The sequence below is a fragment of the Pseudomaricurvus alcaniphilus genome (assembly GCF_011440395.1).
Classification (GTDB): domain Bacteria; phylum Pseudomonadota; class Gammaproteobacteria; order Pseudomonadales; family Cellvibrionaceae; genus Pseudomaricurvus; species Pseudomaricurvus alcaniphilus.
Genome location: NZ_JAAOIX010000001.1, coordinates 20,247 through 44,573, shown reverse-complemented (window position 1 = coordinate 44,573; position 24,327 = coordinate 20,247). Strand labels below are relative to the sequence as shown.

Below are 24,327 nucleotides of genomic sequence, written 5' to 3'. Positions count from 1 at the left end.
ATAACTCAAACAGCGACAAATATGACGGAATTAAAGTGCGGCATCGGCGCCCCCTGCGGGCACGCTGACGGCTCGGGTAACGCGCCGATAGCGTTTATCGAGAATGGCGAGCACGCCACCCAGGCCCATCATCAAGGCCCCCAGCCAAATCCAGCGTACAAACGGCTTGTAATGTACCCGCACCGCCCAGGCCCCGTTGTCCAGCGGTTCACCCAGGGCCACGTAAAGGTCGCGCCAAAAGCCGGCATTGATACCCACTTCGGTCATCAGGTTGCCACCGGACAGATAGCGCCGCTTCTCGGGATGCAGTACATCGTACAGTTCGCCATCGCGGTAGATTTCCACAGTGCCGCGATCGGCCACATAGTTCGGCCCACGGACCTTGTCGGCGCCTTGGAAGCGAAACTCATAACCGCCTTGCACAACCCCCTGCCCCACTGCCAGGCGCATGTCGCGCTGGTCCGAGTAGATGGTATTGAGCGTGGCACCGAGCAGCGTCATAGCCACACCCAAGTGGGCGATAACCATACCTTTGTAGCTCAGCGAGACCGCGTTAAACCTGGCCGCCAGGCCGCGCCGGTTGCGGGTGCGATAGTAAATATCCGCCAGAGTCGCCAGGATCACCCAGCTGCCAATGGCGTAGGCCAGAGCCGCACTTGGGGACCAGGAGTCGCCGCTAAAAAATGGCAGGCTGATACCCAGCACCACACTGCCCAGCAACGGCAGTGACAACCACTGGCGCAGGACAGCCCAGCGACTGCTCTTCCAGTTGCTGAGCATACCGACACCCATCAGCAGGGCCAGCAACCCCATCAGCGGCACAAAGAAAAAATTAAAATACGGCGGACCGACGGAGATCTTGCCCCAGTCGAGGGCGTCGGCGATCAGTGGATAGAGGGTCCCCAACAAAATGGTCGCCGTGGCAACGGCAAAAATAACGTTGTTACCCAGCAGCAGCGCCTCCCGCGACAGCCACTGGAAGCTGGCAGTGGCTTTTACCGCCGGCGCACGCACCGCATACAGGGTCAGGGAACCGCCCACCACAATGGCCAGGAAGATAAGGATAAAGACTCCCCGCTCCGGGTCGGCGGCAAAGGCGTGCACGGAGGTGAGCACCCCGGAACGCACCAGGAAGGTACCCAGCAGGCTGAGGGAAAAGGCGAATATGGCCAGCAGCAAGGTCCAGCTTTTGAAAACACCCCGCTTTTCAGTGACTGCCAGTGAGTGGACCAACGCGGTGCCCACCAGCCAGGGCATAAAGGAGGCATTCTCCACCGGATCCCAGAACCACCAGCCGCCCCAGCCCAGTTCGTAGTAGGCCCACCAACTGCCGAGGGCGATACCCAGGGTCAGGAATACCCAGGCCACGGTGGTCCAGGGTCGCGACCAGCGCGCCCAGGCGCTGTCCAGGCGGCCGGAGAGAAGCGCGGCGATGGCAAAGGCGAACACTACGGAAAAACCGACGTAACCCATGTAGAGCATGGGTGGGTGGATAATCAAGCCAGGATCCTGCAGCAGCGGGTTGAGGTCGCCGCCTTCCGCCGGCGCGTTGGGCAGGTGGCGATCAAAGGGGTTGGAGGTGAGCAGCACAAAGGCATAGAACCCCACCGCTACCATGCCCATCACCGACAGCACCCGCGCCACCATATCCAGCGGCATATCGTCACTGAAAGCCGCTACTGCCAGGGTCCAGCCAGACAGGATCAGCACCCACAGCAACAGCGAACCCTCGTGCCCGCCCCAGACCGCGCTGACTTTGTACTCGATGGGCAACAGAGTGTTGGACTGGTTGGCGACGTACACCACGGAAAAGTCGTCCACGCAGAAGGCATAGGTGAGACAGGCAAAGGCCAGCGCGCTAAACACAAACATGCCCAACGACATGCTGCGCGATGAGCGCATCATGGCAGTATTACCGATTGCCGTGCCCCACATGGGTACAACCGCCAGGCACAGAGCCAGGCAGAAGGACAGTATCAGGGCGAAATGGCCCAGCTCAGGAACCATATTGCATGCCCTCGCAGGTGGCTTGGTGCTGACCGCTATTGGCCGCGTTTAAGGCACCGGATTGCTGGATCGAATCAGACACTTCCGGCGGCATGTAGGTTTCATCGTGTTTGGCCAACACTTCGGTAGCCATAAACACCCCGTCGCCATTGAGGCTGCCGTTGACGACTACCGCCTCACCTTCGGCAAACAGGTCGGGCAAAATGCCGCTGTAGTGCACCTCAACATTGGCCGCGCCATCGGTGATCAGGAAGTTGACATCGAGACTGTCGGCAGCGCGCTTTACCTGGCCCGGTAAGACACAGCCGCCGGCGCGAATGCGCTTGTCCACCGGCGCCTGGCCCGCGACTATGCTGGATGGCGGGTAGAACAGATTGATGTTTTCGCGCAGGGCATAGGTGAGCAAACCCACCGCCAGACAGGAAAAGGCGACCACAAAGACCACCAGGATCAGACGTTGTTTACGAACAGGATGCATAGTAACTCGTTAATTCTGCGGTTAATTGACGCGGGGGTCGCGGCTTGGTGAAGGTGTTGCTGCAGGGTCGGCAGCTGCACCCTGTTTGGACAGCTCCGTCTCAGCTCGGTTCATCCGCTGCTGCCGGCGCAGTGCTGCCAGCAGCGCACGGCGCCGACGCAGCGGCGTGACAACCAGGTACAGCAGGCTCACCAGGGTAATGCCATAGGCCGCCCAGACATAGGGGCCGTGGCCGGCCATGGCCAGCAGGTCGGAAACGCTATCAAATTGAAATTGCACGTGCAGTAGTACCTGTCATTGTCTTGAGCATTCTTGTGAATATTGAACCCATGGTTGCGCTAATCATCGTAATTTTCAGCCCTGCCGCGCCAGGTCCTGCACCCAGCGGGTTTTCTTTTCCCGCTCCAGCACTTCGCTGCGAGTTCGCAGCAGCAATACCAGCGCATAGAAGCAGTAGAATCCGATCACCATGGTCAGCAGCGGGTACAGCATGGACGGGTGAATGGTGGATTCCGAGGTGAATTTAATCGTCGCCGGCTGGTGCAAGGTGTACCACCAGTCCACCGATTTATAGATAATCGGTATGTTTACGGTGCCAACCAACGCCAGGATTGCACTGGCCTTATTAGCCGTATCCTGATGCTGGTAAGCCTCCTGCAAGGCGATAACGCCCAGGTACAGGAAAAACAGGATCAGCATGGACGTAATGCGGGCATCCCAGACCCACCAGGTGCCCCAGGTGGGTTTACCCCAGATGGCACCGGTAACCAGCGCCACAAACGTCAGTACCGCGCCGATGGGGGCGGCACTTTTCATCACCATATCGGCCAGTTTCATCTTCCAGATCAGGCCGATTGCCCCGCTGATCGCCATTATGTAGTAGCCGGCCAGGGCCAGGAATGCCGCCGGCACGTGTATATAGATAATGCGGTAACTGTTGCCCTGCTTCATATCCGCCGGAGCAAAGGCCAGGCCCCAAACCGCCCCGCTGATTAACAACACCGCACTGAGCACTGCCAACCACGGCATCCAGGGGCCGGTTTTTTCGTAAAACCAGCGCGGAGAACCCAAGCGGTGAAACCATTGCCAAGCCACAAATCTACCTCTTTTGCGAAATCGTTAAATCAACCGTTAATGCCGATGCGCAGTGCGCCCGCTGCCGCCATGGGGGCCAGTACAATCGCCATTGCCAGGAATGCCCCCAGCACCGCCAATTGCCCGCCGATGGGGAAACCCTCGATCCCATTGTTGACCGCGCTGGCCCCAAATATCAGCACTGGCACATACAGCGGCATAATAACCAGCGACAATAACAAGCCGCCCTTGCGCAGGGCAACGGTCAGGGCGGCACCAATTGCCCCGATCAGGCTCAGGCTGGCAGTGCCCAGCAGCAGCGTATAACACAGCGGCACGAATCCAGCCGCCGGCAGTGACAACATGACACCGAGCAAGGGCGCCATCAGCGTCAGCGGCAGGCCGGTGACCAGCCAGTGGACCGCAACTTTTGCCAACACCTGGAAATACAGGGGCTGCGGCGACATCAGCAGCTGCTCGAGGGTGCCATCTTCAAAATCACTGCGGAACAGGCTGTCCAGGGACAGCAGGGTTGCCAGCAGCGCCACCACCCAAATCATGCCCGGAGCCAGGGTCGCCAGGATTATACGCTCGGGGCTGATGCCCAGCGGCACCATAGTGATCACCATCAGGAAAAAAACCAGCGGGTTCATCATCTCGCCGCGGTGGCGGAAAGCGATGATGGTATCGCGCCGCAGGGTCGCCAAAAACCCCGCCCAGACCCCTGGGGATACCAGCTGCCGGGACCTGAGCAGCTGCTCTTCAGCCAGTGGTATATCGCTCATATCACCGTTCCTCCGCCGGCGTTGTAAACTCTGCCGCGGTTGCTACGGGCTTGTAGTCATTGAGGTTCAGTTTGCGCACCGTCGCCGCACGCTGCATGTCCTGGTGAGTGGTCAGCAGGACGCAACCGCCGCCGCTGGCGTGCTCTGCCATCAGCGCTTCCAGGTTGGCGACACCCTGCTTGTCAATGGCGGTGAAGGGCTCGTCGAGAATCCAGACCCGGGCCGGGGTCAGGAACAGGCGCGCCAGCGCCACCCGCCGCAATTGCCCGGCGGACAGTTGGAAACAGGGCACATCCTCAAAGCCGAACAGCCCCACCTGCTCCAGTGCCGCCTCGATACTGCAACGCTGATGCCCCTGGTACATGCCGGTAAACCAGTTGAGATTTTCCCGCGGCGACAGCGCCTTTTTTACCCCGGGCAAATGGCCCACGTAGAGCAGCTGATTGAGATAGTCCAACCTGGCGCGGCGCAACGCTTGACCCTGCCACAGGATCTCGCCACGGTAGTCGCTGGAGGTGGTGGTCAACAGACGCAGCAAGGTAGTTTTGCCACAGCCGTTGGGGCCTTCTACTTGCACCACGTCGCCGGCATTGATGTGCAAATCAAGCCCGGTAAACAATACCCGTTCATCGCGTTCGCAATGCAGTTGTTTGAGTTCGAGCAGATGTGGATTCATTCAGCGCTACAGCTAAGTCAGTAAGGTTAAGGACCGTTGTGCCGCTATACTGTAGAGTAAGCTAACGCAGTCAGTATTGGCTCGGCCCGACGTCACCGCAGGGGCCAAAAGCAGGCAATACTACTGTGAAATGACGGAAAATTCATGGATAAATTATCAGTTAATGGCGATTGACCTGCCCAGCAGTTCACAAATTAGCCTGCGCGGTACCCAAAACTCACTGGCCACCACCCTCGATCAACGCCAGGGAGCGCTGCAGGCGGCACTCAATACCCTGAACATCCGGGAGGGTGAGGCTGCCCGGGCGTTGGTCAAGTCGGTCAGCACTGTGGACGACACGCTGCGCGCCCGCCTGATCACCCTCGCCAACCCCACTACCGAGACCGCCGCCAGCACTGGCAGTCGCGCCGCCGGTAACGCGGCCCCTGCGGCCACCCTCGGCGACAACCTCGCCAGTTTGCTGAAAAGCCAGGCGCTCAAACTGGTGGAGATTGACGTCAAGGGCCGCAGCCTGCTGACCTTTACCGACCAGCCAGTCAAGGCTGGGGCTGAAATTGCGGTACAACTGAATCGCGGCCGCCTGTTGCTCTTGCCCCAGGCGGCGTTAGATAGAGGCGCCCTTGGGACTGGTGTTGCCACCGCGGCATCCACTCAGTCCGGCCCTACTGCATTGGCCTCAGGTGCATTGGCCTCAGGTGCAGCGCCTGCGCCACTGGATAGCAAGCAGTTGACCGCCATGCAACAGGAGTTGCGCCAGCTATTGCCGAAACAGGCGCCCGGCAATGCCGTGCTCAGCGAAACCCTGGTCAGCGCGGCCCTGCTGGCGAAGGTTCTGGCGCTGCCCGTCAACAGCAACCTGCGCCAGCAATTGCCGCCCAGCCTGCAACAGAGCTTGCAGTTGCTGGCCTCCCACCTGCGCACACCACAGCAGTTGAGTCAACCGGCGCTACTGAAGCAAACCCTGGCCAACAGCGGCCTGCAGCTGGAGCATCGGCTCGCCGCCCAAACCGGGACGGGGAGCGCGCCGGGCAATACAGCAAGTGCCGCTGCAACACTGCCGGGGGCGCCCCTGTTGGGGCTCGCCCGAGGGGACTTGAAGGCAGCCCTGCTGTTGTTGTCGACCCAATTACAGGCGCTGACAGTGGCCCCAGCCCAGCACCAGCAAGTCCTGCCCACTGCCCTGCTCGGCCTGCTCAAGCAACTGATGCTGAAACCTGACAGCCAAAAAAACCTCAGCACTGTGGTGGCCAAGGACCAACTCCTGCAACAGCTGCAACAGCAAGTCGGCGCGGCACTGGATAAGGTGATGCTACAGCAATTGCAAGCCCTGCAGCGCGGCCCCGGCGCCAGCGAAACCGCCCCCACCCAGCACTGGCAGCTGGAAATTCCCCTGCGCTACGGTCACGAGGTGCAGACCATGCAACTGCGCATCGACCAGGACTGGGTCCAGGACTACTCGGAAAGCCCCGACCGGACGCCCCGCCAGGTACGCCAGTGGCTGGTAAAACTGGCCTTTGAACTCCCCGCTGCCGGTACCCTGCACGCTCATTTGATGGTGGTCGACAGTAGCGTTAGCGCCAGCCTCTGGGCCGAGCAACCGCAAACCCTGGCACTCACCCGGCAGCGCCTGGGACAGCTGCAGCAGCGGCTGGAAAAGGACGGTGTCACAGTGACCAAAATCGAATGCTTTGCCGGCAAGCCGGCGGCCGATAAAATTCGCCTGGACTACTCGCTGGTGGACGTAAGAACATGAATCAGGGGCCCGGCAACGACTTCTCCGACGAGCAACTGCGCAAGGCCGTGGCGCTCTACTACGATGGCGTCAACGCACCAACGGTGACTGCCCGGGGTGTCGGCGATGAAGCCCAGCGCATTATGGCGGTGGCGCAAGAGCACGGCATTCCACTGTGCGACAATGCCGCACTGGTGGATTTATTGGTGACGCTGGAGTTGGGTGATAGTATCCCCGAGGCTCTGTATATCGCCGTTGCCCATATCATTGCCTTCGCCTACGAACTGCAGGGCAAGGTGCCAGAGGGTTTTGCCGAGCCAGCCAAATAACTGGCGCACTGCCCTGCCATTTCCCGTACTTTAGTTTCACAACCGAGGTTTAGAAGTGACCCAACCTACTGCACGACTGTACGATTTGCTCGAAGTAGAACAACTGGACACACTGTTGTTTCGCAGCCCGGTCACCTGCAGCGAACTACCCCATGTCTACGGCGGCCAGGTGCTGGCCCAGGCCCTGAATGCAGCCATTCGTACGGTGCCGGCGGAGCGCCAGATTCACTCCCTGCACGGCTATTTTCTCCGCGCCGGGGACATCGATCGGCCCATCATCTACGACGTCGATCCTATCCGCGATGGCGGTTCGTTCACTACCCGGCGGGTGGTGGCAAAGCAGAAAGGCAAGGCCATTTTTAACGCCGCGCTGTCTTTCCAAATACCGGAGCAAGGCTTTGAGCACCAGGCCCCCATGCCGGCGGTGCCCCCTGCGGACAGTTTGGTCAACGACGCCGAGGTGGTTGCCGAGTTGCGCCAGGCCGCTTTGCAACTGCCTCCGCGGGTGGATGTATTTGGTGCCTTCGAAACCCGCACCAATGGCGATCTGCACATACTGCGCAGCAAGAGCCCCGAAGCCCGGCACGGCTATTGGATTAAAACCGTCAACCCTCTGGCTGACGACCCGGTGCAGCACCTGTCTATTCTCGCCTATGCCTCGGACTACGTCTTTATGGCTACAGCGATGATTCCGCACGATATTCGCTTTGGCCGGGACAATCTCCAGGCCGCCAGCCTCGACCACGCCATGTGGTTCCACGCCCCATTCCGCGTTGATCAGTGGTTGTATTACGATATGGAGAGCCCGGTAGCGTCAGGAGGCCGGGGCCTGAATTTCGGCCGTTTTTACGACCAGGCCGGGCGCCTGGTGGCGTCCACGGCGCAAGAGGGACTGATGCGCAAGCGCTCTGCTAAATAATGAGGCCTGCTCAGCTTAACTGCGCTATGGGCGGAGCAATCAGCAGCACTGTCAGCGGCACGATTCAGTCGCAAAAACGGTCAACTCCAATAACTGTCAACCGCAATAACTGACGCCGGTACCGCCGAGGCCACAGTAACCGCCGGGGTTTTTGTGCAGGTATTGCTGGTGGTAGGCTTCGGCGTAATAAAAATCAGTGGCCGTTTGAATCTCGGTGGTGATGGCCGCCGCCAGCGCACCCTTGAGCCGTTCCTGATAGACCTCGCGGCTGCGCTCGGCGGCGCGGCGTTGGGCCTCATCAAAAACGTAGATACCCGAGCGATACTGGGTGCCCTGGTCATTGCCCTGGCGCATGCCCTGGGTGGGATTGTGGGATTCCCAGAATACCGCCAGCAAGTCTTCATAACGGACTTTTTCCGGGTCGAACACCACCAACACAACTTCATTGTGGCCGGTCATGCCCGAGCATACCTCCTCGTAGGTGGGATTCGGCGTAAAACCGCCGCTGTAACCTACCGCGGTGCTATATACCCCGGGCAATTGCCAAAATTTGCGTTCCGCGCCCCAAAAACAGCCGAGGCCGAACAGGGCCTGTTGCATCCCTTCCGGAAACGGCCCTTGCAGGGGTGTTTTCAGCACAGCGTGGGTTTTTGGCACTGCTATGGCGGTGTTACGCCCCGGCAGTGCCGCTTCGGGTTTGGGCATGGTTGCTTTGCGGGATAACATGGTCAGTAACTCCTTACCGGAAGCCGTCGCCAGAGCGGATATCTTGTTGCGTTGAGAACGGTTTCGACACTAGAATCAGTCTATGACAGACGCGCCGCCGAAACCAGCTGTTTCAGACACCAGGGCCGAACCGAACGGGGTGGCAACCGAGGGCCCGCTTTTAGCCGCAATTGACCTGGGCTCGAACAGTTTCAATCTGCTTATCTGCCGCTGGCAAGGGCAGAAACTCACCAAAGTCGCCCACTGCAAACAGATTGTACAACTGGTCCGCAAAGCCGACTCCAACGGCAACCTCAACGCCACGGCGGTGAAAAGAGCCCTGAAAAGCCTGCGTGAATTCGGCACCATCCTGCAGCAACACAAACCCCACTACATCGACATAATCGGCACCGAGGCACTGCGCAAAGCGCCCAACGGCAGCGGCTTTTTAGTCGAAGCTGAGGAGTTGCTGGGCAGCCAGGTAGCGCTGATTTCCGAACAGAAAGAAGCCGAGCTGGGCTACTTCGGCGTCCAGTATTACCAGCAACCTCAACCCCGGGCACTGCTGGTAGTCGATATCGGTGGTGCCAGCACTGAGTTGACCATCGGTTGCCAGCAGAACATCCAGTACTGGCACAGCCTGAAGCTGGGCTGCGTCTCCCTCACCAACCAGTTCTTTGCCGTTCCCGGCAGACGTTCCCGGGTGAAGAAGGTCAGCGACAGCTACGCCTACTGCTGTAACGTGATCGACGATATAAAGGACCCTTTTTTGCAACAGGGCTGGCAAATCACCCTCGGCGCTTCAGGTATTATGCGGGTGATCGCTGACCTGCTGCCCGGCAAGCCCGACAGCATCGACCGCAGTGACCTCGCCACACTCCTGCACGCCATAGAAAACGACCGGGAACTGCAGGATTCAATTCCCGCCAATTTGCGTCGCGATGTCCTGCCGGCGGGCATAGTCCTGCTGAGCGCTATTTTTGACAGCTTGCACATTGACCGGCTGCAGGTTTCCCCGGGTAACGTCAAGCACGGGTTGATTCTGGAGCGCATCCGCAAGCTCGACGGCAACGCCTATAGCGGCGAACCCTTGCCTGTGGGCGCGCCTTGATCGCTGTTGAACTGGTTTTTAACCTGTTTGTTGGCCTCGGTATTTTCCTGTTTGGAATGAACCAAATTGAAAACTCCCTGCGCCAACTGGGCAGCCACCGCCTGCGCCAGATCTTTGCCAGCGGCACTGCCACCAGCTGGAAAAGTGTTGCCCTCGGCGTTGTAACCACGGCCCTGTTGCAGAGCAGCTCGATGGTAAGCCTGATGGTGCAGGCCCTGGCAGCCGCCGGTCTGATGCCGCTAATCAACGGCGTCGGGATAATTCTCGGCGCCAACCTCGGCACCACCCTCACCGGTTGGCTGGTGGCGCTGCTGGGATTCAAACTGTCGCTGGATACTCTCGCCATTCCGCTACTGGGCATCGCCAGCCTCGGGCTGGTGTTTGCCGCCCGCCGGTTGCGCTTGCAGCTCTGGTTCTCACTGCTGCTCGGTATCGGCCTGCTGCTGTTTGGTCTCGGCCACATGAAAACCGCAGTGCAGGACCTGCCCGCCCTGCTGCCCATCGCCAGCCTGCACGGCCAGCCGGCCGTGGTTTATCTGCTGGTCGGCACCCTGCTGACCGCAGTGATTCAATCCAGCTCCGCCACCATGATGATTGCCCTGGCGGCTCTGCACGGCGGCCTGCTGGAGCTCCCCGCCGCCGCCGCGCTGATCATAGGTGCGGACCTGGGCACCACTAGCACCAGTGCCCTGGCCAGCATCAAGGGCTCGGCAACGCGCAAACAACTGGCGCTGGCACACGTTGTCTTTAATCTGCTGGTGGACCTGGCCGCTTTTATCATTATATTGCCGGCCCTACCCTATTTGCTCGATCTGGTCGGCCTGCAGGATCCACTGCTCAGCCTGGTCGCGTTTCACAGTATTTTTAACCTTATTGGCCTGTCCTGCTTCCTGCCTTTCCTGCGACCTTTTTCCGCCTGGGTGGGAAGCTTTTTCCAGGCGCCCGAGCGCAGCCATTACCCGCGGCTCGCCGAAATTCCGCTGGATGTGGCCGAAGTGGCGCTGGCGGCATTTACCCACACGGTGCACCTGCAAGTAGCGGATGTTCTGTCCCTCAACCGCAGCACGCTGGCGCTCAGTGAAGCCGACGATGACGAGATACAGGGGTCCGATGACGCATTTGCCTATCGCTATGAGAGCATCAAGGCTATCGAAGGCGAACTGTTGCGCTACGGCCACAAGTTGCAGCAAAACGGCCTTGAAGAAGAGCAGGCCCAGCGGCTCGACAATTTGCTGCGCTGCTCTCGGGAAGCCGTCTTCAGCGCCAAGAGCATCAAGGATATCCGCGCCAATTTAAGCCGTCTCCACCAGGGCGAGTTCGGCCGCTACGAGGATATCTACCTGCACGGCTTGAAGGGCCTCTATGACCAGTTTCAGACATTGCTGACCGGCAAGCATCAAAATGACTATCTGCGCGAGAGCTTGCGCCAGATTGATTTGGAGAGTCGGCAACTGCATGAAAGCGTGCATCGGGACATCATTACCCAGGCCCCGGCGGAAGACCTGAGCAGCTCCGACCTCTCCACCCTGCTCAATATCAACCGCGAAGTATGGCAGGCCACGGTGCGACTGCGCTCTGCTCTGGAATTGATTTTGCTGCCGCCCGCGAGCGAGTTAACTGCGCTAAAATAGCCTTTCGGGGTGGACCGGCCCCGGATATGATCTTACCGGTCACAGTATTTAAAGGCTATGATATAGACCGGTTAGGGAATTTACTGGCTATAGTATTAACTGACCACTGTAATGAATAACAACAGTATTGACCGAGATTGTCACCGGGTGACCAGCGCAACTGCCCCCACCGATTTGCGCAGCGGCAGTAAAGTAGAATTAGCAGGCGGAAGAGGCCCCCCAATGAGTGTTTGTTTTAACTCCGTAAAAATAACCGCACCCACTGCCACCACCGAGGCCCTGTTGAAAAAAGGTTTCTCCCTGTCCGAGGTCGACGATTGGGGCCTCAGCCCGCAAAACTTCAGCTTCGCGCCCTTCGTCAGCAGTACTGCCCCCGAGGATAGCAGCCAGGAGGATAGTGGCGAGGACAAATCAGGCCAGGACAATAACGCGGATGAACTGGCGGATATCTGGACCAACTGGATTGAAATCAGCAACAGCGAGGCCGGAGACCTTCTCACCATCGAGTTCGAGAGCAAAGACACCCCGCCGTTGACCGCGATCAACGCCATGACCCTTTGGCTCAAACGAGCGAACCTGGCGTTTGACCTGGAGATGAAATATCGCCTCGAAAACGAAACCTGGGAAGGCGAGTATCGGGATAATTACTAGAGTAGTGCAGTTTCGACGATAAGGCGCCTCTACCCGGAGCCGCAACAGCGACGTGGTCAAGCCGACCCGCCTCTCCTATAATGGCGCCAATTTCAATCGAGGGCATTACCACGTGATTGTACGGGTTGTTTTACTGGCGCTGGCCGTTTTCTTTTTGTTGAACCTGGTCAGCTACATCGAGCGGCAACCGCCGCAGCAGCGCAAGGCCCTGCTCTGGAAGTACTCCGGGTACGCCATTCTCGCCCTGGCAATAATTCTGGTGGCCACTGGCCGCCTGCACTGGATTGGCGCGGCAATTGCCGCCCTGATCCCGCTGGTCAGGACCTTTGGTGGCCTGGCCATGCGCTACGCACCCTTGCGCGACTGGCTCAAGAAGCAGCCCTTCGCCAATCCGGTGCTCACCGGGCGATTTATTAAAATCGTGGTCAGTGCCGCCAGCGGCGATATCCAGGGCGAGGTTATTGCCGGCAAACACCAGGGGGCGAGCCTCGAGTCGCTGTCGGAAGCGCAGCTACAGGAATTGCTCAGTGATTACCAGCAACAGGATATCAAGTCCGCCAGGCTGCTGGCGGTGTATATGCACCGACGCTTTCGCAAACACTATTCCCAGGAACAGCAAACTCAGGACAGCGGCGGCGGCGCCATGACCCGCAGCGAGGCCCTGCAGGTACTGGGCTTGAGTGATACTGCTGAAAAGCAGGACATCATCAAGGCACACCGCAAGCTGATGCAAAAGGTACACCCGGATCACGGCGGCAGCGATTACCTCGCTGCCAAGATCAATCAAGCCAAGGACTTTCTGCTTAAAGCGTGAAGGTAGCGACCCAGCGAGCGCCAGGGCTCCTGGCGCGACAGGCGCAACTCCAGGGTCAGCTGTTTGCCCGGTTCATTGCCGCGATGGCCCGGCTCCAGGATATAGTCGTGAAAACAGCGGATGCCACTCTCACATAACAGCTCCAGTGGCAGTTCTTGCAGCCAGCCCGTCACTTCTTCGTGCCGCCGTGGCCAGGTGGGAGTCAGGCTGCCGCGGTAGCCCTGATAATCTTCGTCGATGACCTTGTTAAAATTGGTGCGCAGCAGGTTTTTCATAATAATACTGTTGACGTTGTACCAGGTGAGCGACATATAGCCACCGGGTTTTAACAGCGCCACCAGTTCCGCCAACAGCTGGCGGGGCTCTGCCACCCACTCCAGCACCGCGTGACACAAGACCAGGTCAAACCCCTCCAGCTCGTCATTGCGCAGTTGCTGGATGGCGCCGTGGTGTAACTGGACCCGCTCCGTCACGCCCAGGCACTCGGCATTGGCCTGGGCCAGCTTCAGCATTTCCGCAGAAATATCGCACAGCACCACTGTGTGACCCAGCTGTGCCAGTGGCAGGCTGAATTGCCCCTGGCCGCCGCCGGCGTCGAGTATCCGCAGTGGTTTGGTCACCTCTGCGCCGGCCTCAGGGTAGAGTTTCGCGGCCAGGAATTCCTTTAGATCCCGCTCCAGCACCGCCAGGCGAATGTCACCTTTGAGACGATCGTAGACGTTGCGCTTGAAGCGGTGGGCGAGATCGTCAAAGTTGCGGTCCTGGTGTGCGCTCATGTTTTGCGGTTCATCGAGTTAACGGGTGGCGGATTGTCTGCTAAAGTCTGGCTATAGTCTAATCAAAACCGTTTCCATGAATACCACTATCGACGACTCCTGGTGTGTGTATATCATCCGCAGCGATGACAACTTGCTCTACACAGGTATTACCAACAACCTCGCCAGGCGCTGGCACGCGCACCTGCACCGGCGCAGCGGCGCCAAGTTCTTTCGCGGGCGCAAGCCGGAGCAGATTCTCTATGTTGAAGAGGGGCACGACCGCTCCAGCGCCAGCAAGCGGGAAGCGGTGATCAAGCGGCTGAAACGGGTGCAGAAGTCGCAGTTGATCGCGACTCAACGGGGGCTGGACTGGAGCATCGAATAGGCCCTTGGCCGATGCCTGTAATCCCAGGCCTGGGTGATTCCAAATTTACTCAGGTGTAACTTGGGTCTGGCTGCCCTTGCTCCACTCCTGCTGCGCCAGCAGCATGGACTGCAGGGTTTTTGACTTGAATTCGCGCTGGTACAGCACCAGCACCACCAGGGCCACAGCGAACACAAATAACAGCGGGTGCACAAACCAAGCGAGTGTGGCCATGGCGTAGTAATAGGCGCGCAGGCCGTAGTTGTTGGTGTGGGCCGCCTGGTCCAGTACTTTGCCACTGTGGCGCGCGTAGCGGTCGAAGACTTCTGCCGGGTAGCTATCGGGCTGCAGGGTCGGGCTGGCGCCGATGATGACGCTGCAAAAGCCGAATTGACGCAGGGACCAGGTAAAGGTGAAAAAGGCGTAGACAAATATACAAATCAGCACCAGGATCTTGAACTGCAATTCCTCCGGGCTGGTCGCCGAGGCGAGGTGCATATCGGCCAGCACACTGTAGATGACGTCAGTGGACGTGAGTGCTGTCACCAGGCCCGCCAGCATAAATATACTGGTGGAGGCCATAAACGACACGTTGCGCTCGAGATTGGCGATGATGGAGGTATCCGACACCCGCACGTCCCGAAACAGCGCTTCGCGCATCCAGGCCATACGCAGTTTGTGCATGATGGATGCAATGCAGTCGATTTGCTTGGCGCGAATTTTGGCAAACCTGGCGTATCCGATCCAGCAGCTCAGCAACCAGACCAGGCAGGCAAAGTTGACATAGCCAACGTATTGGTTCAGTACAGCAAAATTGTTTTCCATGGGAATAGCGGTATCTCGTGTTGTGGTGCTGGATAGAATAATTACGGGTGGGCCAGTGGGGCTGGAGCCGGGGGATAAAGTGTATTACGATTCCGGCCTTGCCACTATGTTCAACTGTGTCCGGTTCTATTTTGTGCCAGTTCTATTTTAGGTAAGCTCTCTCTTGTGTAAGCTCAACCTTGTGTAAGGTCAACCCTGTGCCCCGACCTCTCTGCCCGGGCTGCCAACTGCCTCTCGCCCGCTGCTATTGTGACCTGGCAATCCCCGTCGCCAGCGCCGTCGAGGTGATTGTGTGGCAGCACCCGTCCGAGGCCAATCACCCCAAGGGCACCGCTGCTCTGCTCAATCGCTGCCTCGGCAATTGCCAAATGCTGGTGGCCGAGCAGTTGAGTGAGGCGCAGTTTGAGCGTTTTAGCGGCCCGGGTGAGCGACAGACCTGGCTGCTGTTCCCCGGTTCCGATGCGGCGCCGACCGGCGCCGTGCCAATGGCTTCATCGGTGCGCCTGCTGGTGCTTGACGGCACCTGGCGCAAGGCGCGTAAGTTAATGCATTTGAACCCCTGGCTGCAACAGCTGCCGCGTTTGGCACTGGCCCCCATTGGCGCCAGTGAATACACCATTCGCAAGTCTGAACAGCCGCACCAGTTGTCCACCCTGGAGGCTACCTGCCAGGCAATCAACCTGCTGGAGCGGGATAGCACCCTGACCGCCCCGCTGCTGAACGCCTTCCAGCACTATATGCGCCGCCTGTCCCAGCGGCGGCCCTCGACAACCAGTTCTCCTTAAGCGGCCCTCCGCAACCGGCCCTCCGCAACCAGCTGTCCAACAGCCTGCCATGGGCCGGTAATATAGCGGCGCCACTGGACCTGTGGTGGATGTAACCGGGACCAAGTTCAGGTTACACTTAGCGGGTAAGGTTTTTAGCGCGAGCATCGCGCGTACACATCGCTTTCAGGGCGCAACAGGAATACATCGAGGTAACTAAATGACAGCAGCAAATCCGGCTTTTGAACTACTGCGGAGCCAGTCCATCGAATCACTCCAGGTGACTGTAGAAGAATACCGCCACATCAAAACCGGTGCCCAGCACATCCATATCGATGCTGACAACAACGAGAATGTTTTCCTGGTGGCCTTGCGCACAGTGCCGGAAGATTCCACTGGTGTCGCCCATATCCTCGAGCATACCGCCCTCTGTGGCAGCGCCAAGTACCCGGTGCGCGACCCTTTCTTTATGATGATCCGGCGCTCGCTCAACACCTTTATGAATGCGATGACCAGCTCCGACTGGACCGCCTATCCCTTTGCCAGCCAGAACCGCAAGGATTTCAACAACTTGCTGGACGTCTATCTGGACGCGGTGTTTTTCTCCCGCCTGGACCCCCTCGACTTTGCCCAGGAGGGCCACCGGCTGGAATTTGCCGAGCCGGACAATACGGAATCCGAGCTGGTCTACAAGGGTGTGGTGTTTAACGAAATGAAAGGTGCCATGAGCTCCGTCACCTCGCAGCTGTGGCAGACGGTGTGCAAGTACCTGTTTCCCACCAACACCTACCATTTCAATAGCGGCGGTGATCCCGAGTGCATCACCGACCTGAGTTACGAGCAGCTGAAACACTTTTACGAAACCCACTACCACCCCAGCAATGCCGTGTTTTTGACCTATGGCGACATCTCGGCGGCGGAACACCAGGCCAAGTTTGAAGCCCAGGCGCTGAGTCACTTTGAGCCGCTGGAAGAGTTCATTGCGGTGGAGGACGAGAAACGCTACCTGGCGCCAGTGCGAGTGGAGGAGGCCTACCCCCTCACCGATGCCACCAGCACCGACGGCAAAACCCACGTGGTGCTGGCCTGGCTGCTGGGCAAGAGCACCAACCTGCAGCAATCCCTGGAGGCGCAATTGTTGTCGAGCATTTTGCTGGACAACAGCGCTTCGCCGCTGCAACACGCCCTGGAGACCACCGACCTGGGGTCAGCGCCCTCACCCCTGTGTGGCCTCGACGACTCCCAGAAAGAACTGTCATTTATGTGTGGCCTGGAAGGCAGCGACGTGGCCAAGGCCGATCAGGTAGAAGCCATGGTACTGGAGGTTATCGAACGGGTCGCCAATGAAGGTGTGCCCTACGACGAACTGAAGGCGGCCCTGCAGCAACTGGAGCTGAACCAGCGCGAAGTGGGCGGTGACTCCTACCCCTACGGCCTGCAAATTATCATGACCACCCTGACTTCGGTCACCCACCGCGGCGACCCGATTGCCCTGTTGAACCTGGATCCGGCGCTGGAAAAACTGCACGCCGACATCAAGGACCCGGAGTTTATCAAGCGCCTGGCACGGCAGTTATTGCTCGACAACCAGCACCGGGTCAGGCTCACCCTGCGACCGGATACCGAATTGGCGCAGCGCCGGGTAGCGGCAGAAGCTGCGCGCCTGGCAGCCATCAAGGCGCAACTGACGGCGGCAGACAAGGACGCCATTGCAGCCCAGGCCAAAGCCCTGCAGGCACGGCAGTTGCAGCAGGATGACGATGCCGTGCTGCCCAAGGTGGGCCTCGATGACATTCCGCCGCAAATGCATTACACCGCCCACCACAGCGTCAAGGAGTTGCCCACCCGCCTGACCAACTATGGCGCCGGCACCAATGGCCTGGTGTACCAGCAGATCATTTTGGAATTGCCGCAACTGGAACCCGAGCAGCTGGAAACCCTGTCTTACTACGGCATGTTCCTGACCGAGCTGGGTGTCGGCGACAAGTCCTACCTGGATGTACAGCGCTGGCAGGCCCAGGTGGCCGGCTCGATCTCCGCCTACGCCACCATCCGCGGGGCCAGTGACGATGTGCAGCAGGTCAAAGCCAACCTGACCCTGTCGGCCAAGGCCCTGAAGCCGCAACAGGCTGCGCTCTGCGAATTGATGTGGTCCACCCTCAACGATGTGCGCTTTGACGAGCACACGCGCCTGCAGGAACTGGTGGCGCAAATCAGGGCGCGCCGGGAACAGAGTGTCACCGGCAACGGCCACGGTCTGGCCATGTCGGCCGCCAGTGCTGGCATGAGCCCGGCGGCGAAGATTTCCCATCAGTTGTTTGGACTGGGCGGCATCCAGGCCATCAAGAAGCTCGACGTCGAGCTCAAGGATCCCCAGCAACTGCGCGCCTTCGGCGAGGGTTTGCAGCGCCTTCACCAGCAGGTGCTGCAGTGCACGCGCCAGTATTTGCTGGTGTGCGAGCCGGACGACATCGAAGAGTTCCAGCAAAACATCGCCCAAGCCTGGCCCACGGCCGTGGCCACGACCGCCAAACCCTTCAGCCTGGAACCGGTGCGCGAGCAGTTGTCCCAGGCCTGGATCGCCAATACCCAGGTCAACTTCTGTGCCAAAGCCTATCCCACGGTACCGGTTGAACACCCCGATGCGGCGGCGCTGACGGTACTTGGCGGCTTTCTGCGCAACGGTTACCTGCACCGGGTAATCCGCGAGCAGGGCGGCGCTTACGGCGGTGGCGCCTCCCAGGACAGCGGTATTGCGGCTTTCCGGATGTACTCTTACCGCGACCCGCGTTTGAGCGAAACCCTCAAGGATTTTGACGAGTCCATCCAGTGGCTGTTGAGCAAGGAGCATGAGTACCAGCCTCTGGAAGAGGCCATCCTGGGTGTGATCAGCTCCCTCGACAAGCCCAGCTCTCCGGCTGGGGAAGCCAAGCAGACCTTCCATGCGGAGTTGTTCGGCCGCAGCCGGGAGAAACGCGAGCTGTTCCGCAAGCAGATCCTGGAGGTGACTGTCGCTGACCTGAAACGGGTCGCCGAGACTTACCTGCGGCCGGAACTGGCCAGCGTGGCGGTGGTAACGGGTTCAGCCAATACCGCGCTAACCCGCGACCTGGGGATGGAGAATATCAACCTGTAACCCGAGCGCCCCGGTCACGGGGCGGCACTGCGAGGCGATCACCCCAGGTCGATCGCCTCGATCAACTGCACTGCGTCGCTGAGCGCCACAGTGCTGCCATTGGCGCGCCCACTATCCGTGCGATCATTGCGATCAGGGCGATTCGGCACACCCAGGTCATCCATAAATCCGCTGGAACTGACGCAGGCGTCCTCAAACTCGTAATCTTGCCGCTCGCCGCTGCGATCCAGTGGCAGATTGATAAAATCAAACAGCTGCCGGTCGGCCAGCTGGCTCGGCGACACATTCTGCAGGGATTTGAAAATTCGCTCTACCCGGCTGACGTCGTTGCGCTCCCACTCGTGCAACATGGACTTGACTGCCTGGCGCTGCAGGTTTTCCTGGGAGCCGCACAGGTTGCAGGGAATAATCGGGAATTGCTTGTGCTCGGCGTAGGAGATCAGGTCTGACTCGCGGCAATAGGCCAGCGGCCGGATCACCACATTGCGCTTGTCGTCGGAGCGCAACTTGGGTGGCATGGCTTTGAGGCGACTGCCGTGGAACATGTTCAGGAACATGGTCTCTACGATGTCATCCATGTGGTGGCCGAGGGCCAGCTTGGTGGCACCGATGCGCTCGGCAAACTCATACAGGGTGCCGCGCCGCAGCCGCGAGCAGAGGCCGCAGGTCTTTTGCCCCGGGGCGACCTTTTCCTTGACGACGCTGTAGGTGTCCTTGTCGACAATGTAGTACGGGATGGCCAGCGACTCAAAGTACTCAGGCAGCACGTGTTCGGGAAAGCCTGGCTGCTTTTGGTCCAGGTTAACGGCAATCACTTGAAAATCGATGGGTGCGGTTTTTTGCAGGCTGAGCAAAATGTCCAGCATGGCGAAGCTGTCCTTGCCGCCGCTGATACAGGCCATGATCACATCGCCCTGCTCGATCATCTGGTAGTCGACGATGGCGTTGCCGACATTGCGGCGCAGGCGTTTTTGCAGCTTGTTGAATTCAAGCCGCTGCTTTCGGATATTCAGGTCTGACATAAGTGACACCGGGGCAAATTGAGCGGCCGCTATTGTACGGATAATGAGCGATGCAGGAAACCCGCACCGCTCAAATGGCGCTCCCTAGTGTAGTGCCTCGTATCTGGCGCTTTAGCGACTTGCTGAATGTACACGTTATACGAGGCACTACACTAGCCCCTGCCGGTGGGCAGGTTTTGCCGCTCGATCGGCAGGATTGTTCCCTTCCCTGGCCGCTCACCCTCCGCTGGCAAAGCCCACATAGACCCTGAAGCCGCAGCCACTGCCGCCCGGAGGGCCTTTTCAGAAATTGGCACAACGCTTGCAGTATTGCTCCTCAAAGAAGGCGGTCTTTTCCAGGCCAGCTTATACAGTGCAGCGTTGACGCCTAAGCCGACACGCGCCAGACCCGCTCAAACAGATCGACAGGAGAATCGTCATGGCTATTTTGCAATCCGTGATGCAAAAAATCAGCGGTAAAAGTGCCCCCGCCCCTGCGCCCGCATTACTGGGGCAACAGGCCCAGGCCCTGACCAGAAAAATAGATCACCTGGCGCCACTCTATGGCCTGCAACAGGAGCGCAAGCTGCTGGATGTGATCTGCCAGCGCACTGGTGTGCGCTTCCAAAGTTTGATTCTCGCCATCGACCTGGACAACAACTGGCTGGAGATGGATGAACTGTTCCCTTTTGCCGGGGCCGGGATCCACTGGCCGGGGGACCAATTTACTGTTCAATACCACCGCGGCGGTGAAATACTGTCCTTTGCCGTGACGCTGGTTCGCGTCGCCAGTGGCACCACCCCGCTCTACTACTTCAGCTTGCCGGAAACCATCGAAACCATACAGCGGCGCAAGAACCTGCGCATCGGCCTCAGCAAGCAGCACCCGCTGGCGGTGAAGCTGCTATCACCCATGGGCGAGCGCTGGCACTCCACCGCGCAGAACCTCTCCGCCGGTGGCATGCGCCTGGTGGTGGGTGGCAACCTGGTGGATCAACTGCAGCGAGACACCCTGCTGCGCAGCTGCGAGTTCAGCTTCAATGACGATTTTCAGGTGCGCTGCGAAGCCCAGGTTAAATCCTTTCGCTTCAACCGCAAGCCCTTCCGCCAAACCGAAGTGAGCATTGAATTTGTAAGCCTGCCCAACTCCCAGTACGCCCAGCTGCAACAACTGGTCAACAGTTACCTGCAAACTACCCAGGCTGCCTGAGCCTGCCGCAACCGGTCGCCAAATCGGGTTCAACCGGCTGCCACATCGGGTCCAACAGCTCGCCATATCAGAGTTGGTCTCAACGCACTAATCCCTTACCATGTGGGTTTTTACCCGCATGGCAACGCTATGACCCAGCCCACTAAGCAACCGACCCCACAAGCCAACTCTCAGCTTAACCCTCAACTCTCGACTCAACATATGGTCGCGATTGATCGCGAGCATATCTGGCACCCCTACTCCTCGTTTGTCGATCCCCCGCCGGTCTACCCGGTGGCATCTGCACAGGGGTGCAGCCTGACCCTCAGTGACGGCCGCCAACTGCTGGATGGCATGGCGTCCTGGTGGTGTGCGATTCACGGCTACAATCATCCGCGCCTGAACGAAGCCGCCAAGAGCCAGATCGACAAAATGGCCCACGTCATGTTCGGTGGTCTCACCCACCAACCGGCGGTGGAACTGGCAAAACTATTAATCGACATTACCCCGGCCGGGCTGGACAAGGTATTCTTCTCTGATTCAGGCTCTGTAGCGGTAGAAGTCGCCATTAAAATGGCCGTACAGTACTGGCACAGCCAGGGCAAGCCCGGCAAGAACCGGTTGCTGGCGCTGCGCAATGGCTACCACGGCGACACCATCGGCGCCATGTCAGTGTGCGATCCGGTCACCGGCATGCACCACCTGTTCAGCGACAGCATTACTCGCCAGCACTTTGTGGAAGCCCCGGTGGCCGGTTATGCGACGCCCTGGGAAGATCGCCACATCGTCGAGATGCGGCAAACCATTGAAGTGCATCGCGAAGAATTGGCCGCCGTAATTCTCGAACCCATCGTCCAGGGCGCCGGCGGCATGCGCTTCTATCCGCCCGAGTACCTGCGCCAGGTACGGGAGTTGTGCGACGCCAACGACGTGCTATTGATCGCGGACGAAATTGCCACCGGCTTTGGCCGCACCGGCAAACTGTTTGCCTGCGAACACGCCGCCATCAGCCCGGACATCCTCTGCCTCGGCAAGGCGCTGACCGGCGGTTACCTGAGCATGGCCGCCACTCTCTGCAACAACCGGGTCAGCGACGGCATCTGCCAGGGCGAAGCCGGTGTCTTTATGCACGGCCCCACCTTTATGGGCAACCCCCTGGCCGCAGCTATTTCCCTGGCCAGCACCCGCCTGTTACTGGAGGGAGACTGGCAGGCAAATGTCCAGCGCATCGAAGCCGGACTGCAACACGGCCTTGCCCCCTGCGCCGAATTTGCTCACGTCAAGGACGTGCGAATTCTGGGCGCCATCGGCGTAGTAGAGATGCAGCAACCGGTAAAAATGGCCGCCATCCAGGCCGCATTTATCGAGCAAGGCATCTGGATCAGGCCATTTGGCAGCCTGGTATACGTGATGCCGCCCTACATAATGACCGACGCAGAATTAACCCATTTAACCACAGCAATGGTTAAGGTCATCGGCCAGCCGCAGCTGTTTACTGGTTAGGTGATGGGTGGCGGTGAAAATTGACTGTTGCTCGCATGCCTGTAACTTAGTGCAATCTTGGACACCTTTAAGACGTGATTCGTATGATTCTTCGTCTGGAATACGAGTAGACTGCCCGTCATCGATGGGGGGAGCCCGTTGCGGATCGGCCAGGTCCATACATGGATACCCATAATTACAGAGGGATTATGCATATTTGAGATATGAGCGGACTGCCCGTCATCGATGGGGGGAGCCCATTGCGGATCGGCCATATCCCCCCGACCACATTTGGCGGCTGCGAAACTCAACCATTTTTTTGCGCAAAAAGACGCGCAAAAAAATTGGGATTCAGACAGTCCTTGCCGACTACCCCAAATGTGGTCGGGGGGATAAGCATGGCCTGATTGATCCGCAACGAGCTCCCCCCACCGCTGACTACATTGTGCTTTCTAACAACAGTGTAATTTCACTTCCCACTCAAAGGGCTGAGATCCGGTCAAGACCTCAACGGTATGCCCTTCATATCCGCCAAAACTCGCAGATGATCGAGATAATTTATTCTCGCGAGGACCTCATTATCTTTCTTTTTGTCTTTTCCCAGAATCTCGCTCGATGCCTGGTCAAGGCTCGGTGGGTGTGCCCTGCCAGACCAATCAGGTCGCGTTTAGGCTCTCCGCGCTTTTCGGGTTTTCGCGGACGGATGTTTGAGCGCTAGCGAGTTTCCGGGAGCGCGAAAAGTGCGGAGAGCCTGCGGCCGGTCTGGCGGGGCACACCCACCGGGCCGCCGCGTCAAACCATGTTTTGCTAAGAACAATTACTTAAGCAGAGCACCGCGACTATTAAGACCCTGGCAAGAGGCCGAAAGCGAGAAAAGCCTACCTCAACCAATTGGCCGAATACCCACTGCCTCGCGACAATGCTGCAGTAATGGCGCGCTGAACTGGCGCGCTTTTTCCGCACCTTTTTGCAATTCTTCCTCAATCACAGCCGGACTCGCCAGCAACTCATTGTAACGCTCACGCGCTTCACCAATTTCGGCATTGATCAATTCGAACAACTGCTTCTTCGCCTCACCCCAGGCGATACCATCGGCAAACGCCTGGCGCATCGCTGCGGTTTGCTCAGTTGACGCAAATGCCTGCCAAATTTGGAACACAGTAGAAGTATCCGGATCCTTGGCTTCGCCCGGTTCCAGTAAATTGGTTTTGATCTTGTTAATGTGCTTTTTCAACTGCTTCTCGGGCAAAAACAGCGGGATCGTATTCCCGTAACTCTTGCTCATCTTGCGGCCATCCAGGCCCTGCAACACCGCTACCGAATCCTCCACCTGCGCTTCCGGCAGCACAAAAGTGTCACCGTAGTGATGATTAAAGCGGGCGGCGATATCTCGCGCCATCTCCACATGTTGAATCTGGTCCTTGCCCACTGGCACCTTGTGCGCGTTGAACATAAGAATATCCGCCGCCATCAACACCGGGTAACTGTAGAGCCCCATAGTAATGCCGAAGTCGGGGTCGGCACCCGCTTCCTGGTTGGCGGCCACCGCTGCCTTGTAGGCATGGGCACGATTCATCAGGCCCTTGGCGGCCATACAATTCAATATCCAGCACAGCTCCGGAATTTCCGGCACATCCGACTGGCGATAGAACACCGCCTTGCTGGTATCCAGCCCCAGCGCCAACCAGGTGGCGGCGATTTCCGTGGTAGAACGGTGTACCAGTTCCGGGTCCTGGCACTTGATCAGCGCGTGAAAATCGGCCAGAAAATAAAACGATTCATTGTTGGCGTTAGCGGTTGCGGCGATGGCAGGTCGAATCGCGCCGACATAATTCCCCAAATGGGGGGTACCAGTGGTAGTGATGCCTGTAAGAGTACGTTCAGTGGTCATAGTTT

The 24,327-nt window shown here is 58.8% G+C and carries 23 protein-coding genes; 12 read left to right on the top strand and 11 right to left on the bottom strand.

From position 1 onward, the window contains the following. Positions 1-30: 30 nt before the first annotated feature. The 6 genes from G8764_RS00200 to ccmA all read right to left on the bottom strand — a co-directional run bounded on the left by G8764_RS00200 (position 31) and on the right by ccmA (position 5,020). Positions 31-2,007, bottom strand: coding sequence for a heme lyase CcmF/NrfE family subunit (locus G8764_RS00200; RefSeq protein ID WP_166160731.1), 1,977 nt, complete (start codon positions 2,005-2,007; stop codon positions 31-33). Continuing rightward, positions 1,997-2,485, bottom strand: coding sequence for a cytochrome c maturation protein CcmE (ccmE, locus tag G8764_RS00195; protein WP_166160729.1), 489 nt, complete (start codon positions 2,483-2,485; stop codon positions 1,997-1,999). Before ccmE ends, G8764_RS00200 begins: the two co-directional genes overlap by 11 nt. Positions 2,486-2,506: 21 nt before the next feature. Next, positions 2,507-2,764 carry a heme exporter protein CcmD gene (gene ccmD, locus G8764_RS00190; RefSeq protein WP_341806256.1) on the bottom strand — a complete coding sequence of 86 codons (258 nt, stop codon included), beginning with the start codon at positions 2,762-2,764 and terminating at the stop codon, positions 2,507-2,509. Between the two features lie 75 nt (positions 2,765-2,839). Then, positions 2,840-3,580, bottom strand: a complete 741-nt coding sequence (locus tag G8764_RS00185) for a heme ABC transporter permease CcmC (RefSeq protein ID WP_166160727.1) — start codon at positions 3,578-3,580, stop codon at positions 2,840-2,842. A 29-nt stretch (positions 3,581-3,609) separates the two neighbouring features. Next, positions 3,610-4,344, bottom strand: a complete 735-nt coding sequence (gene ccmB / locus G8764_RS00180) for a heme exporter protein CcmB (protein ID WP_166160725.1) — start codon at positions 4,342-4,344, stop codon at positions 3,610-3,612. Position 4,345: 1 nt separating this feature from the next. Continuing rightward, positions 4,346-5,020, bottom strand: a complete 675-nt coding sequence (gene ccmA, locus G8764_RS00175; protein WP_166160723.1) for a cytochrome c biogenesis heme-transporting ATPase CcmA — start codon at positions 5,018-5,020, stop codon at positions 4,346-4,348. A gap of 130 nt (positions 5,021-5,150) precedes the next feature. On the opposite strand from ccmA, the gene fliK reads away from it, so the two are divergent. From fliK to G8764_RS00160, 3 genes are read left to right on the top strand one after another with little or no spacing between them, the layout of a single operon-like run. Beyond that, on the top strand, positions 5,151-6,773 hold the full coding sequence (gene fliK, locus G8764_RS00170; RefSeq protein ID WP_166160721.1) for a flagellar hook-length control protein FliK: 1,623 nt from the start codon (positions 5,151-5,153) through the stop codon (positions 6,771-6,773). Continuing rightward, positions 6,770-7,081 (top strand): EscU/YscU/HrcU family type III secretion system export apparatus switch protein, encoded by a 312-nt coding sequence (locus G8764_RS00165; RefSeq protein WP_166160719.1) that lies wholly within the window; start codon positions 6,770-6,772, stop codon positions 7,079-7,081. Before fliK ends, G8764_RS00165 begins: the two co-directional genes overlap by 4 nt. Positions 7,082-7,136: 55 nt before the next feature. Further along, positions 7,137-8,000, top strand: coding sequence for an acyl-CoA thioesterase domain-containing protein (locus tag G8764_RS00160; protein WP_166160717.1), 864 nt, complete (start codon positions 7,137-7,139; stop codon positions 7,998-8,000). Positions 8,001-8,096: 96 nt separating this feature from the next. Here the strand turns inward: G8764_RS00160 and msrA are convergent, their stop codons facing one another. Beyond that, on the bottom strand, positions 8,097-8,726 hold the full coding sequence (gene msrA, locus G8764_RS00155; protein ID WP_166160715.1) for a peptide-methionine (S)-S-oxide reductase MsrA: 630 nt from the start codon (positions 8,724-8,726) through the stop codon (positions 8,097-8,099). Positions 8,727-8,808: 82 nt separating this feature from the next. On the opposite strand from msrA, the gene G8764_RS00150 reads away from it, so the two are divergent. The 4 genes from G8764_RS00150 (at position 8,809) to G8764_RS22880 (ending at position 12,912) form a co-directional block, all read left to right on the top strand. After that, positions 8,809-9,816 carry a Ppx/GppA phosphatase family protein gene (locus G8764_RS00150; protein WP_166160713.1) on the top strand — a complete coding sequence of 336 codons (1,008 nt, stop codon included), beginning with the start codon at positions 8,809-8,811 and terminating at the stop codon, positions 9,814-9,816. After that, a complete protein-coding gene (locus tag G8764_RS00145; RefSeq protein ID WP_166160711.1) occupies positions 9,813-11,447 on the top strand; it encodes a Na/Pi cotransporter family protein in 1,635 nt (544 codons plus the stop codon). Before G8764_RS00150 ends, G8764_RS00145 begins: the two co-directional genes overlap by 4 nt. Positions 11,448-11,669: 222 nt before the next feature. Next, a complete protein-coding gene (locus tag G8764_RS00140; protein WP_166160709.1) occupies positions 11,670-12,098 on the top strand; it encodes a hypothetical protein in 429 nt (142 codons plus the stop codon). Positions 12,099-12,150: 52 nt separating this feature from the next. Then, the gene (locus tag G8764_RS22880; protein WP_166160707.1) at positions 12,151-12,912 is read left to right on the top strand and encodes a DnaJ domain-containing protein; all 762 of its coding nucleotides are present in this window, start codon (positions 12,151-12,153) and stop codon (positions 12,910-12,912) included. Here the strand turns inward: G8764_RS22880 and G8764_RS00130 are convergent. Next, positions 12,882-13,688 carry a methyltransferase domain-containing protein gene (locus tag G8764_RS00130; RefSeq protein ID WP_166160705.1) on the bottom strand — a complete coding sequence of 269 codons (807 nt, stop codon included), beginning with the start codon at positions 13,686-13,688 and terminating at the stop codon, positions 12,882-12,884. The genes G8764_RS22880 and G8764_RS00130 overlap by 31 nt on opposite strands. Before the next feature lie 76 nt (positions 13,689-13,764). Here G8764_RS00130 and G8764_RS00125 point away from each other — a divergent pair, with 76 nt between their 5' ends. Further along, the gene (locus G8764_RS00125) at positions 13,765-14,055 is read left to right on the top strand and encodes a GIY-YIG nuclease family protein (protein WP_166160703.1); all 291 of its coding nucleotides are present in this window, start codon (positions 13,765-13,767) and stop codon (positions 14,053-14,055) included. 45 nt (positions 14,056-14,100) lie between these two features. Here G8764_RS00125 and G8764_RS00120 read toward each other — a convergent pair whose 3' ends face one another. Then, positions 14,101-14,859 carry a DUF599 domain-containing protein gene (locus G8764_RS00120; RefSeq protein ID WP_166160701.1) on the bottom strand — a complete coding sequence of 253 codons (759 nt, stop codon included), beginning with the start codon at positions 14,857-14,859 and terminating at the stop codon, positions 14,101-14,103. Positions 14,860-15,056: 197 nt separating this feature from the next. Between G8764_RS00120 and G8764_RS00115 the strand changes: the two genes are divergently transcribed. Together G8764_RS00115 and G8764_RS00110 are read left to right on the top strand one after the other, a co-directional pair. Further along, a complete protein-coding gene (locus G8764_RS00115) occupies positions 15,057-15,644 on the top strand; it encodes a DTW domain-containing protein (protein WP_166160699.1) in 588 nt (195 codons plus the stop codon). A gap of 199 nt (positions 15,645-15,843) precedes the next feature. Further along, positions 15,844-18,759, top strand: a complete 2,916-nt coding sequence (locus G8764_RS00110) for an insulinase family protein (RefSeq protein ID WP_166160697.1) — start codon at positions 15,844-15,846, stop codon at positions 18,757-18,759. 38 nt (positions 18,760-18,797) lie between these two features. Here the strand turns inward: G8764_RS00110 and ttcA are convergent, their stop codons facing one another. Then, positions 18,798-19,781, bottom strand: a complete 984-nt coding sequence (gene ttcA / locus G8764_RS00105; RefSeq protein WP_166160695.1) for a tRNA 2-thiocytidine(32) synthetase TtcA — start codon at positions 19,779-19,781, stop codon at positions 18,798-18,800. Between the two features lie 418 nt (positions 19,782-20,199). On the opposite strand from ttcA, the gene G8764_RS00100 reads away from it, so the two are divergent. Together G8764_RS00100 and bioA are read left to right on the top strand one after the other, a co-directional pair. Next, complete coding sequence (locus G8764_RS00100; RefSeq protein WP_166160693.1) at positions 20,200-20,970, top strand: flagellar brake protein; 771 nt, start codon at positions 20,200-20,202, stop codon at positions 20,968-20,970. Positions 20,971-21,171: 201 nt separating this feature from the next. Beyond that, positions 21,172-22,452, top strand: coding sequence for an adenosylmethionine--8-amino-7-oxononanoate transaminase (bioA, locus tag G8764_RS00095; RefSeq protein WP_207951613.1), 1,281 nt, complete (start codon positions 21,172-21,174; stop codon positions 22,450-22,452). Positions 22,453-23,314: 862 nt separating this feature from the next. Here the strand turns inward: bioA and G8764_RS00090 are convergent. Then, the gene (locus G8764_RS00090; RefSeq protein ID WP_166160689.1) at positions 23,315-24,322 is read right to left on the bottom strand and encodes a tryptophan--tRNA ligase; all 1,008 of its coding nucleotides are present in this window, start codon (positions 24,320-24,322) and stop codon (positions 23,315-23,317) included. Positions 24,323-24,327: the final 5 nt, after the last annotated feature.